The sequence below is a fragment of the Shewanella sp. MF05960 genome (assembly GCF_050849305.1).
Lineage (GTDB): Bacteria > Pseudomonadota > Gammaproteobacteria > Enterobacterales > Shewanellaceae > Shewanella.
Genome location: NZ_JBOZPS010000017.1, coordinates 37,504 through 51,669, shown reverse-complemented (window position 1 = coordinate 51,669; position 14,166 = coordinate 37,504). Strand labels below are relative to the sequence as shown.

The window sequence follows — 14,166 nt, the reverse complement described above, 5'->3', positions numbered from 1 at the left end:
AATTCCTTAATTTATGGAACTTTTTTATTTTTTGTTTTTATTTTTGGCGTAATGTTTAAGTAAACCGGGAATATCTAAAATAAGCGCAATGCCGCCGTCTGAAGTAATTGTTGCTCCAGCCATACCAGGCGTGCCTTGCAACATACTGCCTAAGGGCTTAATCACCACTTCTTCTTGACCAATAAGTGCGTCGACAACAAAACCAATCTGCAAAGTGCCAAGCTGCACAATAACAACATGGCCATGCTTTTTATCACCATGCTTAAACGTCGTTTTCTTGCTATGAAGCCAATGCTCAAGATAAAACAATGGCACAGCTTTATTACGGAAAATCACCGTTAATTGGCCATCGACAATATTAGTTTTAGTTAAATCTAAATTGAATATTTCATTCACACTCGACAGCGGCAATGCGAATACTTGCTTAGACACATCGACCATTAAGGTTGGCATAATCGCCAAGGTCAACGGCACTTTAATTTCAAGAACCGTGCCTTTGCCTTTCATTGAATCAATGTGAACAGTACCGTTTAACTGATTAATGCGAGTTTTAACCACATCCATGCCCACACCACGGCCTGAAATATCAGATATCTCAACTTTAGTTGAGAAGCCTGGTGCAAAAATCAGATTATACGCTTCGTTATCAGTCATTCTTGATGCGGCATCTTCGTCTAACACGCCGCGAGTGATAGCAATTTGTTTTAGCTTTTCAGGATCCATCCCTGCGCCATCATCCTCAATTTTAAGCAGGATATGGTCACCTTCTTGACTCGCAGAAAGCGTAATGGTGCCTGTTCGAGGCTTGCCATTGGCTTCACGCGTAATCGGCATTTCAATACCATGGTCTACCGAGTTTCGCACTAAGTGGACTAATGGATCGGCTAGTGCCTCAACTAAATTTTTATCAAGATCGGTTTCTTCACCAATCATGATCAAATCAATTTCTTTATTTAATGTTCGAGCTAAATCGCGGACAACCCTTGGGAAACGGCCAAACACTTTCTTAATTGGCTGCATGCGGGTTTTCATTACCGCACCCTGCAAGTCAGCGGTAACGAGATCAAGGTTGGCCAACGCTTTAGACATTTCTTCGTCTTCGCGGGTAATGCCTAAACTCACCAGGCGATTACGCACTAACACTAATTCGCCAACCATATTCATAATCTGGTCTAAACGAGCAGTATCTACACGAACCGTCGTTTCGCCTTGTGGGACTGCATTGGCTTTAGCCGCGACAGGTACAGGCGCTTTATCTTTGGCGACTTCAGCTTTAGGTACGGGCACTGCTGCCGGCGCGGCTTTGGCAACGGGGGCTGGTGTAACAGCTTTCGGTGCGTCAGGAACTTTAGGAGGTGTAGGCGTAGCCGCTACGACAGGGGCTGCTGGTTTAGCAACGACTGGAGCACTGCCTTTACCATGTAATTCATCTAATAAGCGTTCAAATTCATCATCGGTAATTTCATCAGAGTCGACTAATGGTTCAACAACCGGTTCTGCTGGCTTAATGGGTTCGCTAGTGGTTTCAGCTTTGGCTTTAAACGATCCAGAACCATGAAGCTCATCAAGTAATGCTTCAAACTCATCATCGGTAATTTCATCACTATTGCTTGATGATGCACTGGCCGATTTAGGTGCTATGGTGTCTTGATTTACAGCGGATGTAGCTGTTGAGGTTGGGCTTTTACCTGAGCCATGCAAGGCATCGAGTAATGCTTCAAATTCAGATTCGTCAATTTCATCAATACCAGTTGAGCTAGGTGCAGAAGTAGATTGCACACTAATGTCTTCGACATATTCAGGTTCAGAGACTTCAGCGGCTTCTTCTATGATTTCAGGTTCAGCAGTTGATTGACCCATTTCAGACGGCAGTGGAGCGCCAGAGCTTAATAATTTTAGTTTTGCTAACAAGTCTGAATCGGCAGGGTCTTGTTGTTGTCCCTGTTGAGTTTGAGCAAACATGGTATTAATTGCATCAACCGCTTGCAAAATTATGTCCATTAGCTCTGCATTGACTACACGTTTACCAGTACGTAAAAGATCAAACGTGTTTTCTGCTTCGTGACACACATCAACCATGGGTTTAAGGCTTAGAAAACCTGCCCCACCTTTGACGGTGTGAAATCCACGGAAAATAGCATTAAGTAAATCACTGTCATCAGGATTATTTTCAAGAGCGACCAGCTGCTCTTGTAGAAGCTCTAAAATCTCACCAGCTTCAATTAAAAAGTCCTGGAGTATCTCTTCATCAACATCAAATGACATTAAATTGACTCCTAATTAGAAACCCAGACTTGATAGCAGATCATCAACTTCATCCTGACCCGTGACCACGTCTTCACGTAACTCAGCGTTCATGATTGGGCCTTCTGCCTCTATCTTATTATCTTTAATTGTAGGTAATGACTCAGTAGTATGGTCACCAAAAACGGTCAACATGGATACTAAATTACTCTCTACTTCGCGCACTAGTTCAATCACTCGGCGGATCATCTGACCGGTTAAATCTTGGAAGTCTTGCGCCATCAATATCTGAGTGAGCAATTCACGAAGACGGTTAGAATCATGCTCGCTATTAGACATAAACTGCTGAACATCATGACAAAGTGATTTAAATTCACCCAGTTCGATGTCGCGACGCATCAGTTTATCCCACATAGGCGTTACAGATTGAATGTTGCTTATAATGGTATCGGCCAAAGGCAAACATTCTTCAACCGCATCCATGGTTTTATTAGCAGCTTGTTCTGTCATCTCAATAACATAGTTTAATCTTTCTTTAGCATCCGGAATTTCAGTGTTCGCTAATTCAGATAAACGGTTATCAACTTGGAAATCTTTTAGTGCGCTGTGCAATTGGCGAGTGAGTTTACCGACCTCTTCAAACAGCTCACGCTGCAGAGGAGTCGCTAAATCTCTAATTAATTCGTCAGCTTTACCTTGCTCTCCCGCCGATAGCAGTTCAACAAGTTGCTGGGCCTGTTCGAGAGTAATTAACCCCGATATTGATGCCTGCATGACTTATCCTTGCTTAAGCGAGTCGTTCAAAGATTTTGTCTAACTTTTCTTTTAACGTAGCGGCTGTGAACGGTTTAACAACATAACCATTAACACCAGCTTGAGCCGCAGCAATGATTTGCTCACGCTTAGCTTCAGCCGTAACCATTAATACAGGTAAATGTTTTAGTGAATCGTCTGCACGGATTGCTCTAAGTAAATCAATACCCTGCATTCCCGGCATATTCCAGTCGGTTACAACAAAGTCAAAATGACCTTTTTGTAACATAGGTAGGGCTGTTGAGCCATCATCTGCTTCTTGGGTATTATTAAATCCCAAGTCTCGCAACAAGTTCTTAATGATACGTCTCATTGTTGAAAAATCGTCAACAATAAGAATCTTCATATTCTTGTCCAAGGTTTCCTCCGGTGAGCTGACACTCGTTTGCTCTATAATTAGTTATTATTCTTGTGTCCAATGCTTGAGTTTGGCTTTTAGTCTGAGCATGGCCTGACTTAATATCTGGCTAACTCGCGACTCACTTACCTCAAGGATGGCACCGATTTCTTTTAAGTTTAATGCTTCGTCATAATATAACGACAGCACTAAAGCATCTCTTTCTGGCAAGGTTTTAATTGCTTCAACCAGTGCAGATTGGAACTGAGTCTCGGCGAGAGAATCAAAAGCTTCATTTGGGGATTCGTCGTCTGTGGTTAACACATCCTGGGAAACACCAAGGTCTTCTATGCCTATGATTTTACCGACAGAAACATCATTTAAGATATGATGGTACTCATCGAGAGACATATCAAGTTTTTCAGCAATTTCTGTGTCTCGTGCATCGCGCCCTAACACTTGTTCAAGTTCGTCAATGACATGGGCTACACGGCGATTATTACGATGAACTGAGCGTGGAACCCAGTCACCGCGGCGAATTTCGTCAATCATTGCGCCACGAATACGAATGCCAGCAAAGGTTTCAAATTTAGCCCCTTTGGTGCCATCAAATTTTGATGATGCTTCTAGAAGCCCCATCATACCTGCTTGTAATAAATCATCCAGTTGCACTGATGCTGGCAGCCTTGCCAACATATGATGAGCAATGCGTTTCACCAACGGTGCATACTGTTCAACAATCGATGTTTTGTTATCGAACTGAGTATACGCTGCGGCTTTATTCACTCGCTCTCCCCTCTTCTACTGGTTTACGTTGTACTAAGCGTTCAACAAAAAACTCTAAGTGACCACCAGGTTGTTGCGGTACAGGCCAGGTCATAATTTTATTGGCCAACCCTTGGTATGCAATCGCAGAAGGTGATTTTGGAAAGGCTTCTACGACCAGTTTTTGTTTACGAACTGCTTTGCGCAAATTTTCATCGAAAGGAACACTAGCGACAAGCTCTAAGGCCACATCTAAAAATCTATCTGTTACTTTACTGAGTTTAGCAAATAATTCCATGCCTTCGCGTAAACTACGCACCATATTTGCCACAATTTTGAAGTGGAACACACCGTGTTCACGACTTAAAATTTTAATCAGGGCGTAAGCATCAGTAATCGATGTAGGTTCATCACATACAACGATTAATACATCTTGTGACGCCCGCGAAAAACTCAGCACCATATCTGAAATACCCGCAGCCGTATCAACAATTAAAATGTCGAACTGGGTGCGCATTTCACTAAAGGCACGAATTAAACCGGCATGCTGCGCTGGGGTCAATTCAACCATCGCTTGTGAACCAGACGTGGCCGGCACAATACCGATCCCTTTTGGCCCACGGACAATGATGTCATCTAATTCGGCATCGCCAGACAAAACATGAGATAAATTTTTCTCTGCACGGATCCCTAGCATCACATCAACGTTGGCTAAACCTAAGTCAGCATCAAGCACCAGTACACGCTTGCCCTTTTCGGCTAATGCGACTGCGGTATTAATTGATACGCTTGTTTTACCGACTCCGCCTTTACCACCGGATACGGCAATTACTTTAACTTTATCGTTATTTGGTTGATTCATCATACGTAAACCACTTGCTTGATCCCGAGTCATATCTTTACTCAAATGCATAGGCAGTGTCATTTGACCATGCCGTGTCTTGTGACGTTGGTTGTTCTGTTTCGTTTAATGCGGCTAGTGCTTGTTTGGCTAATTCTAGTGTATCAGCCACTTTCATGTCTTCTGGAACACGTTGACCGTCAGTAACATAACTCAATGGTAACTCATTTTGAATCAATACGCTCAATGCACCTGCAATTGATACTGATTCATCTAATTTAGTCAAAATAGCACCCGATAACGGAATGCGTTTAAAGTGTTCAACTGCATCTTGCAATACACGACGCTGGCCAGTGGCAGACATCACTAAATAACTGCGAATTGGGATCCTACTATTTGCAGTCAAATTATCAAGTTGTTGATAAAGACGCATGTCTCGTTGTCCCATTCCCGCAGTATCAATTAACACTAGCTTACGATTTCTAAATTGATATAAAATCTGCTCTAATTCGCTTAAATCATGTGCTTGCTTAACAGGGCAGCCCATAATTTTACCATATGTCGCTAATTGCTCATATGCTCCAATTCGATAATGGTCTGTCGTAATCAACGCGACTTGTTCAGGACCATGATGTGCAGCAAACCGCGCAGCAATTTTTGCTAAAGAAGTCGTTTTACCGACACCCGTTGGGCCAACAAAAGCAACTACACCACCACGTTTAACAATATCATCACCTTGATTATCAAGTAAATTAGCTAAACTTTGTGGTAATGCTCGCACTAAGTCTGCTGGCGTGTAGTGTTGGCTCAGCCCAGCTAGTTTAGCAGCAACAGCGGGAGAAAACTCAGCTGCAATTAATTTACTTTCTAACATGGCGCCAACTGGATCAGAGCGCTTTTTGTGATCTTTCATTAAAGAAGACACCTGGTGGGTCAGTAAGCTTCTTAACGATGCCATTTCCTCACGCAATGAGTCTAGCTCGGCAGATTGATTTTTATTACTTTTATTGGGTTTTTCAAGATGATTTACCTGTGGCGCACTTGGGGTAGGCTTAGCCGTTTTAGCCCCTTGTAATTGGCGAGCCCATTCAGGTAACTCTGGTTCATCTTGATGCACAGACATTTGCTGTGCCATGCGATTGTGCTGCTTTTCAAGTAATGCTTGTAACGAGTCCGCTGCAGGCGGTGGGCTCACTTTTGAATGTGCCTTAACGGCAGGTTTAGCGCCCAATGAAACTCTATCTTCACTGACATCCATAAAGCTATTCGTTGGCGCTTGCGACGCCATAGCGGCTTTTGGTTCGTCATAATCAACCGCGGCAACAATTTCGATGCCACCAGCCACTTTTTTATTAGACATAATGACAGCGTCAGACCCTAAGGTGTCTTTAACTTGTGCCAATGCTGCACGCATATCTTTGGCAAAAAATCGTTTAATTTTCACGTACGCACCTCTTTAAACTGACGTTATCACTATTGACCTACTGCAGAAACAATTCTGATTTGTTTCTCGTCGGGGATTTCTTGGTAAGAAATCACTCGTAAATTTGGAATAGTGTATTTAACAAATCGTGACAGCGTGGATCTCAGCATACCAGATGTCAATAATATGGCTGGTTGCCCAACCATTTCTTGCTTCTGTGCAGCATCTAAAAGTGACTGCTGCATGCGTTCTGCGAGTCCGGGTTCAATATTTGGCCCTTCTCCACCTGTCGCCTGCATAGACTTATGCAACATCTGTTCCAACTCAGGCGCCAATGTAATGACAGGGATTTCAAGTTCTGGTCCAGAGATCTCCTGGACTATCATCCGTTTTAGGGCGATACGCACTGCGGCTGTCAATACTTCAGTATCATTACTCTTACTACCATACTCTAATAACGTTTGGACGATTGTGCGTAAATCTCGAACCGATACACCCTCATTTAATAAGTTCTGCATGACTTTAACCACAGAGCCTAAAGGCATAACGTCGGGTACAAAACCATCTACTAATTTTGGTGAGTTCTTTGCCAGCATATCCATTAACTGCTGCACTTCTTCGTAGCCTAATAGTTTAGCGGCATTGTTGCTTAACAACTGGCTAATATGGGTTGCGACAACGGTCGCGGTATCTACCACTGTGTAGCCTAATGTTTGTGCATGCTCACGTTGCTCTGGCGAAATCCAAACGGCCTCTAAACCAAATGCAGGATCGCGAGTTTCAATACCGTCGAGCTTGCCATAAACTTGACCTGGGTTAATTGCCAGTTCACAGTCATGTCTCACTTCGGCTTCACCCACCACAACCCCCATCAATGAAATCCGATAAGCATTGGGTGATAAGTCTAGATTGTCACGAATATGCACTGCTGGCACTAAAAATCCTAACTCTTGAGATAATTTCTTACGAACACCCTTAATACGGCCTAATAATTCGCCACCCTGGGATTTATCAACCAATGGAATTAACCGATAGCCGACTTCAAGACCGATGGTGTCAACGTGGCGCACATCATCCCAGCTCAAATCTTTAGGTTCTTTATCTTTGGCTTCCGCAGGGCCTTTAGTCGCGACGACTAACGCGGCTTGCTTTCTTTCAATATTACGTTTGTAAACAAAATAAGCGGCGCCGGCGGTGATAAATGCAAACGTTAAAAATGCCACATGCGGCATGCCGGGTACAATACCCATAATAAACAGTAGACCTGCGGCAATCGCTAAAGACTTATGATTGTCAAACATCTGACTCATCATCATCTGGCCCATATCACCAGATTCATTTTGACGCGTTACCATTAAGGCCGCAGCAATAGACAATAGTAAGCCAGGTATTTGCGCCACTAAACCATCACCAATGGTCAGTAAGGTATAAATTTCTACCGCACTTGAGAAATCGAGATCATGTTGCACTATACCAATAACAAAACCGCCGAGGATGTTGATCACTAGGATCATAATACCGGCAATAGCATCACCTTTTACAAACTTAGATGCACCGTCCATTGCGCCATAAAAGTCAGCTTCACGGGTCACTTCAGCACGGCGAATACGCGCTTGGTCTTGAGTAAGCGTTCCCGCATTTAAATCTGCATCAATGGCCATTTGTTTGCCGGGCATTGCATCGAGGGTAAAGCGAGCACTCACTTCTGCAATACGCCCAGCACCTTTAGTTACTACAGCAAAGTTAATGATAATTAGGATAATGAACACCACCAAACCCACAGCATAATTGCCGCCAATTACCACAGAGCCGAAGGCTTCAATCACCTTACCCGCGGCATCTCCACCGTTATGGCCTTCTAACAATACAATTCGAGTTGAAGCGACGTTTAACGCTAATCGCAACAACGTCGCGACAAGTAACACGGTAGGAAAGGCAGCAAAATCAAGGGGTCTGTCGGTATAAATCGCGACGAGTAACACCACTAACGCTAAGGCTATATTGAAAGAAAACAAGATATCGAGCAAGAATGGCGGGATAGGCAAAATCACCATCCCTAATGCAGCCAAAACTAATACAGGCGTACCGATACCTTTAAAAGTAGATGGTCTTATTTGTTTAAATTGCCCAAAAGCTGCTTTTGCATCCATATTTAGATGAACCCTTTCTGTCAGTCTACTGCGTCAATGGACTGTTAATTGACGCGAATAAACTTAGAAAGCAAGAATTAAGCCAAAAATAGCATTATCTAAAAACACGCTGAGCTTAATATTTTAAATCATCGGGGATAGGCTGTTTGTAAGGAATAGGTTTAGGCTTACGTCCCTTACCTTTTTGATACTGTCTGAGTTGAAACACGTAGGCTAATACTTGAGCTACTGCAGTAAAGAGCCCTTCTGGCACTTGTTGGTCAATCTTGGTGGTATGGTAAATAGCCCTGGCAAGAGGAGGAGCTGACACAATAGCGACGTTATGTTCACGAGCAATTTCTCGTATTTTAAACGCAACATCGTCTACGCCTTTGGCAATTAAAAATGGAGCCGATGAACGGGTCACATCATATTTAACCGCTACTGCATAATGCTCGGGGTTAACCACAATCACATCCGCTTTTGGCACTTCTGTCATCATTCGGCGCTGAGCCAATTCATGCTGCATTTGCCTAATACGCCCTTTGACTTCTGGTTTACCCTCAGAGTCTTTATATTCATCTTTGACTTCTTGCTTGGTCATTTTAAGCTGTTTATTGTGATTCCAAATCTGGAACGGCACATCAATAATGACAATCAGCAACATTGAACTGCATAAAACAATAAACATCCATACCAGCAGATCTAACGCATGGTACACATTACCCGGCAAATGGTCGTTCGATAACATTAAAATATCGTAAAAATAAAACCTTAATAAAAAATATGCCGACAGCGCAACAACAGCAAACTTAGCGATACCTTTAGTTAACTCAACCAACGCTTGAGTACCAAACATGCGTTTAAAGCCATTCATCGGATTAAGCTTACTGCCTTTAGGCATAAATGCTTTGACCGAAAAAGACATTCCACCTAATACGATATTGCCTAAGAAAGACACAAACGCCAACAATACAATAAAACTCAACAGTGGCCAGGCAAGCTCATTACCCACGACGCCCCAAACACGAAACATCGAGTTGGTATCGAATATTTGATCGCGCTCCATGGAGAAAATTTGTTTCATGATGTTGTAAAGACTAATCGCAATAGAAGGTCCAGTCATGGCAAAACCTACTGATGCAGCCAATAACACCGCGGCGGTTCCGAGTTCTTTTGAGCGAGCAACTTGACCCTTTTCACGTGCTTGTTCAAGTCGCTTACTGGTGGGTTCTTCTGTGCGTTCTTGACTGCTGTCATTTTCGGCCATTTTCCCTCCTTAGAACACGATTGCAGCGTCGGTTTGACATTGAAGTTGTAACACATCACACATCAACAGCTGTGCCGCCTGCCAGACTTCATCAAAATGCGCCATGATAGGGCCAAGGGTTAACCATAAAATCAGCAAACCACTGACCATGGTAACGGGGAAACCAATAGAGAAAATGTTTAACTGAGGTGACGCTCTGGTCATCACACCAAAAGAGAGGTTAATCAGTAATAAGGCCACAATCGCCGAGATTGACATGGTTAATGCCGCCCCAAACATATAACTGCCCCATTCAGCTAACGCGCGGTAATTGGCAATTGAAATACCTTGAGTCGATATAGGGATCGTTTCAAAACTGGCCACCAGCATTCTGAACATTAATAAATGGCCATCAACGGCTAAAAATATCAGCGTCGCGAGCAGTAAAAAAAAATTACTCACCACAGGTACTTGCTCACCTGAACCAGGGTCGACCATAGAGGCAAACCCTAAGCTGGTTTGCATACCAATAATTTGCCCTGTTAACACAAATGTCTGCATCACCATTAAAGTAACAAACCCCATCGACACACCAATAAGAATTTGTTGAGCAATCACAAATACTGAGCTAAACGCCACGAGCTCAATGGATTCTACTGGTGGTAATACCGGCGCAACAGCAACGGTAATGGCAACCGATAACATTAAACGTACACGCGATGGTGTAGTATTAGCACCAAAAACTGTCATCACCATCAACATCGATGAGATGCGAAAAAACGGCAACAGGTATGCGGCAATTGTTTGACTTATTTCATCAAACAAAATATCCATAACCTAACCTATCACTAAAGGAATGAGGTTTACCATATCAAGGAAAAAATCCATCATCGTTTGTACTAGCCAGTGACCTAAAAACATTAGTGCAAACAAGGTCACTAAAAGACGAGGTAAAAAACTTAAGGTTTGTTCATTAATCGAGGTTGCCGCTTGAAACACTGCCACAATCAAACCAATAAACAAACCGGGCAAAATAATCGCCGACACAATCAGTACAATGACCGACAATGCTTCTCTAAAGATATCTATTAGCGATTCTGGAGACATAAATAGGCGGCCTTATATTCCGAAGCTATTCGCTAATGTGCCCATCACTAGGCCCCAACCATCAACTAAAACAAATAACATAATTTTAAAAGGTAGTGACACAATCATCGGCGATAACATCATCATACCCATAGCCATTAAGATACTGGCGACCACTAAATCGAGCACTAAAAACGGCACGAACAACATAAAACCAATCTGAAAAGCGGTTTTTAGTTCACTGGTAATAAACGCAGGGATCACCACGCTCATTGGCGCTTGCTCTGGAGATTGAATGTCTTTGTAGCCCGAAATTTCAATAAAGGTTTGTAAGTCTGTGGTGCGAACTTGCGACAACATAAACGTTTTTATCGGTTCTTTGCCAACATCATATGCCTGGGTTAAGGTCATGGTTTCATTAACATATGGTTCAACCGCCTCGACATAAATCTTATCAAATACTGGCGCCATAATAAAAAACGTCATAAACAAGCTAATGCCAATAAGCACTTGATTTGATGGTGTTTGCTGTAAACCCAATGCTTGCCTTAATATCGATAACACCACAATGATACGCGTAAACGATGTCAGCATAATCACCATTGCTGGGATAAAGCTCATCGCCGTCATCAGCAATAAAATTTGTAATGTTACTGAATATTCTGTTGCACCGTCGGCGCCTGTGGTCACAGTAACAGCCGGTAAAATACCATCTTGCGCGAACGCATCAGGAGCCATCAATAACCCGAGCATTGCCATAATGGCCATCAGCAACATGCTAGTGTATTTATTCATTATTGCTGTTCCTTAGCTTTTCTCAAACGGCTGGCAAATGAAGTTGCAGAGACGTCTACCGCGGTGTCTAATTTGTCGATGAGATTAATACTTTGCGGAGTAACACCGAGAAGATATTGCTGGCCATTAACGTCAATAAGCATCACTTTTTCACGTTGGCCAATGGGCGTCACCGCAAGTGTTTTAATGACCCCACCATTTGATGGCACAAGATTTAGACGTTTTACAATGTAAGCTAAGACAAAAATGATCGCCAGTACCACAATTAATCCACCCACCATATTGGCAAGTGTTGCAGTATTTGAAACTTCAGAGGTGCGAGTGAGTACAGCGGTAGTTGCAGAGTTTGCAGCATTGGGCACTTCGGCATCGGTCAATGCTTGGGCCATCACACTGAGCATTGAGATCATATTTGCCACGGTCATTCCTTGTGTTGTGAACCTTTAGCAAAACCTGTACAAGGCCGGTTTTGCTCATCAAGATTATTTAAGCTTTTTAATACGTTCAGTTTGGCTGATCACGTCGGTTAAACGGATACCAAACTTATCGTTCACGACCACCACTTCACCATGCGCAATTAACGTACCGTTTACCATCACATCAAGCGGCTCACCGGCAACACGATCAAGTTCAACCACTGAACCCTGGTTTAGCTGCAATAAATTACGAATGCTAATAAAACTGCGGCCCACTTCCATTGAAATGGTCACCGGGATATCAAGAATCGAATCCAGTTTAGCGGCTTCTTCTTTGGTTATCGGTTTAGAGTCATCAACTAACTCATCTAGCTCAACCTGCTGCGCTTCTTCTAATGCTTGCTCAGCCATCGCTGCAGCCCAATCATCACCAGTATCTTCTGTACTCATTTATATCACCTTATAAATCTGAAATTTCACGAGCCTTACCTTTACGCGTAACCAGTTGGAGTTCTGATTTGACCGTTTCTGGTCGAGCTATTTTCTCGCTAATTTTTAATGCTAAATTATCGCGTGACTTACCGAGTTTACAACGATAAGTCGGCAAGTCTTCAATGCGCATCATAATATGTTCAGGCAAGTCGATAGGAATAATATCCCCGGCTTTAAAGCCCATCACGTCGCGTAATGTCACTTCGTGTTCAACGATATTGGCATCAAAGCCAACCTGTACGTCCATAATTTCATCACGAAGCGCTTGCGACCAACGCATGTCAGTATCTTGCTTATCACTTTGCACACCCGCGTCTAATAACTCACGAATAGGCTCAATCATCGAATACGGCATGGTAATATGGAAATCACCGCCGCCGCCGTCAACTTCAATGTGAAATGAGTTAATGACTACCACTTCAGTTGGGCTGACAATGTTAGCCATTGCAGGGTTCACTTCCGAATCAAGATATTCAAACTCAACATCCATCACTGGCGCCCATGCATCTTTATAATCTTCAAAGATGATTTTTAGCAACAACTGAACAATGCGACGCTCTGTTGGGGTGAATTCTCGCCCTTCAATTTTGGCATGAAAACGGCCGTCACCACCAAAGAAATTATCAACCAAAATAAACACTAAACGTGCTTCCATGGTGATAAGTGCAGTACCCTTCAACGGGCTAAAACGCACCATATTTAAACTGGTAGGGACAAATAACGTATGAACGTACTCGCCAAACTTAAGCATTTGTACGCCATTAATAGACACTTCTGCCGCGCGGCGCATCATGTTAAACATGCTTATCCGAAGATGACGTGCAAAGCGCTCGTTAACGATTTCGAGCGTGGGCATACGTCCACGTACAATTCGGTCTTGAGACGAGAAATCATAAGAGCGCGCATCTTCGCTATTCTCTTCAATATCATCGTCATCAACGTCGTCTACTCCATGAAGTAGCGCATCGATTTCATCTTGGCTTAATAAATCACTCACATCGTAGCCTTAGCAGTTAATGCATTTGGTTATTGCATCACAAAACCAGTAAACAGGACTTTTTCAACCACTTTTTTGCCCGTTATTGGTTGCAGCGTATTTTGCACATTAAGTAATGCTAATTGACGAAGCTCATCTTTACCGGCTTGGGTACTGAGCTTTTGCACATCTGCACCACTAAATGTAGTTAACAGTGCATCTTCAATTAAAGGAATATGTTTCTTAGTTAAGATACTGTCGTCTTCACCGCGTACCATTAGCTGCACTTTAATCTCAACTAACCGCGCACGATCAACGCCAGGCAAGTTGAATAAAAAAGGTCTCGGCATACCGACATAATCTGCTTGAGCAGAGACAACCGCCTCAGCTTCTGACTGGGTAGCATCTGCACCTTCAGCAACCGGTGTAACAGGAGCAGGATCATCTGACCCCATAAAAAACCAGGCACCACCCGCGGCTAATAAAAGCACAACCAAACCTATGCCACCAAATAACACCAGCTTGTTCTTCTTTTTCCCGCCGGTTGCAGTCTCTTCTAACTCTAATTCTTCAGCCATAAAGGTTCCCAATAAACAATGT

At 43.1% G+C, this 14,166-nt stretch carries 15 protein-coding genes; all 15 read right to left on the bottom strand.

The genetic code is table 11. The features are described 5' to 3' along the window. Positions 1-24: 24 nt before the first annotated feature. On the bottom strand, positions 25-2,265 hold the full coding sequence (locus ACROAE_RS16045) for a chemotaxis protein CheA (RefSeq protein ID WP_432403540.1): 2,241 nt from the start codon (positions 2,263-2,265) through the stop codon (positions 25-27). A gap of 15 nt (positions 2,266-2,280) precedes the next feature. After that, complete coding sequence (locus tag ACROAE_RS16040; protein ID WP_432403538.1) at positions 2,281-3,018, bottom strand: protein phosphatase CheZ; 738 nt, start codon at positions 3,016-3,018, stop codon at positions 2,281-2,283. Positions 3,019-3,031: 13 nt separating this feature from the next. Beyond that, positions 3,032-3,415 (bottom strand): chemotaxis response regulator CheY, encoded by a 384-nt coding sequence (cheY, locus tag ACROAE_RS16035; protein ID WP_432403536.1) that lies wholly within the window; start codon positions 3,413-3,415, stop codon positions 3,032-3,034. A gap of 45 nt (positions 3,416-3,460) precedes the next feature. Continuing rightward, the gene (locus tag ACROAE_RS16030; RefSeq protein ID WP_432403534.1) at positions 3,461-4,180 is read right to left on the bottom strand and encodes an RNA polymerase sigma factor FliA; all 720 of its coding nucleotides are present in this window, start codon (positions 4,178-4,180) and stop codon (positions 3,461-3,463) included. Continuing rightward, the gene (locus tag ACROAE_RS16025; protein ID WP_432403623.1) at positions 4,173-5,054 is read right to left on the bottom strand and encodes a MinD/ParA family protein; all 882 of its coding nucleotides are present in this window, start codon (positions 5,052-5,054) and stop codon (positions 4,173-4,175) included. The genes ACROAE_RS16030 and ACROAE_RS16025 overlap by 8 nt, the downstream gene beginning before the upstream one ends. A gap of 4 nt (positions 5,055-5,058) precedes the next feature. Next, positions 5,059-6,444: a flagellar biosynthesis protein FlhF gene (gene flhF / locus ACROAE_RS16020; protein ID WP_432403532.1), complete on the bottom strand. Its 1,386-nt coding sequence runs from the start codon at positions 6,442-6,444 to the stop codon at positions 5,059-5,061. Positions 6,445-6,473: 29 nt separating this feature from the next. Beyond that, entirely contained in the window at positions 6,474-8,573 is a 2,100-nt protein-coding gene (gene flhA, locus ACROAE_RS16015; RefSeq protein ID WP_432403530.1) for a flagellar biosynthesis protein FlhA, read from the bottom strand. Between the two features lie 115 nt (positions 8,574-8,688). Next, the gene (gene flhB / locus ACROAE_RS16010) at positions 8,689-9,822 is read right to left on the bottom strand and encodes a flagellar biosynthesis protein FlhB (protein ID WP_432403528.1); all 1,134 of its coding nucleotides are present in this window, start codon (positions 9,820-9,822) and stop codon (positions 8,689-8,691) included. Between the two features lie 9 nt (positions 9,823-9,831). Continuing rightward, on the bottom strand, positions 9,832-10,635 hold the full coding sequence (fliR, locus tag ACROAE_RS16005) for a flagellar biosynthetic protein FliR (RefSeq protein WP_432403526.1): 804 nt from the start codon (positions 10,633-10,635) through the stop codon (positions 9,832-9,834). A 3-nt stretch (positions 10,636-10,638) separates the two neighbouring features. Continuing rightward, a complete protein-coding gene (fliQ, locus tag ACROAE_RS16000) occupies positions 10,639-10,908 on the bottom strand; it encodes a flagellar biosynthesis protein FliQ (protein WP_432403524.1) in 270 nt (89 codons plus the stop codon). Positions 10,909-10,920: 12 nt separating this feature from the next. Then, positions 10,921-11,664, bottom strand: a complete 744-nt coding sequence (gene fliP / locus ACROAE_RS15995; protein ID WP_432403621.1) for a flagellar type III secretion system pore protein FliP — start codon at positions 11,662-11,664, stop codon at positions 10,921-10,923. A 17-nt stretch (positions 11,665-11,681) separates the two neighbouring features. Next, the gene (fliO, locus tag ACROAE_RS15990; RefSeq protein WP_432403619.1) at positions 11,682-12,092 is read right to left on the bottom strand and encodes a flagellar biosynthetic protein FliO; all 411 of its coding nucleotides are present in this window, start codon (positions 12,090-12,092) and stop codon (positions 11,682-11,684) included. A 72-nt stretch (positions 12,093-12,164) separates the two neighbouring features. Continuing rightward, entirely contained in the window at positions 12,165-12,548 is a 384-nt protein-coding gene (gene fliN / locus ACROAE_RS15985; RefSeq protein WP_160054621.1) for a flagellar motor switch protein FliN, read from the bottom strand. A gap of 10 nt (positions 12,549-12,558) precedes the next feature. Next, positions 12,559-13,587: a flagellar motor switch protein FliM gene (gene fliM, locus ACROAE_RS15980; RefSeq protein ID WP_432403521.1), complete on the bottom strand. Its 1,029-nt coding sequence runs from the start codon at positions 13,585-13,587 to the stop codon at positions 12,559-12,561. Between the two features lie 29 nt (positions 13,588-13,616). Next, positions 13,617-14,144: a flagellar basal body-associated protein FliL gene (gene fliL, locus ACROAE_RS15975; RefSeq protein WP_432403519.1), complete on the bottom strand. Its 528-nt coding sequence runs from the start codon at positions 14,142-14,144 to the stop codon at positions 13,617-13,619. Positions 14,145-14,166 lie beyond the last annotated feature (22 nt).

Bases quoted from the DNA above. Each gene is read 5' to 3' on its own strand.
- fliO (WP_432403619.1), bottom strand. From the start codon at position 12,092: ATGATCTCAATGCTCAGTGTGATGGCCCAAGCATTGACCGATGCCGAA.
- ACROAE_RS16025 (WP_432403623.1), bottom strand. From the start codon at position 5,054: ATGACTCGGGATCAAGCAAGTGGTTTACGTATGATGAATCAACCAAAT.
- fliL (WP_432403519.1), bottom strand. From the start codon at position 14,144: ATGGCTGAAGAATTAGAGTTAGAAGAGACTGCAACCGGCGGGAAAAAG.
- flhB (WP_432403528.1), bottom strand. From the start codon at position 9,822: ATGGCCGAAAATGACAGCAGTCAAGAACGCACAGAAGAACCCACCAGT.
- fliN (WP_160054621.1), bottom strand. From the start codon at position 12,548: ATGAGTACAGAAGATACTGGTGATGATTGGGCTGCAGCGATGGCTGAG.
- fliR (WP_432403526.1), bottom strand. From the start codon at position 10,635: ATGGATATTTTGTTTGATGAAATAAGTCAAACAATTGCCGCATACCTG.
- flhA (WP_432403530.1), bottom strand. From the start codon at position 8,573: ATGGATGCAAAAGCAGCTTTTGGGCAATTTAAACAAATAAGACCATCT.
- fliQ (WP_432403524.1), bottom strand. From the start codon at position 10,908: ATGTCTCCAGAATCGCTAATAGATATCTTTAGAGAAGCATTGTCGGTC.
- ACROAE_RS16045 (WP_432403540.1), bottom strand. From the start codon at position 2,265: ATGTCATTTGATGTTGATGAAGAGATACTCCAGGACTTTTTAATTGAA.
- ACROAE_RS16040 (WP_432403538.1), bottom strand. From the start codon at position 3,018: ATGCAGGCATCAATATCGGGGTTAATTACTCTCGAACAGGCCCAGCAA.
- fliP (WP_432403621.1), bottom strand. From the start codon at position 11,664: ATGTTGCTGATGGCCATTATGGCAATGCTCGGGTTATTGATGGCTCCT.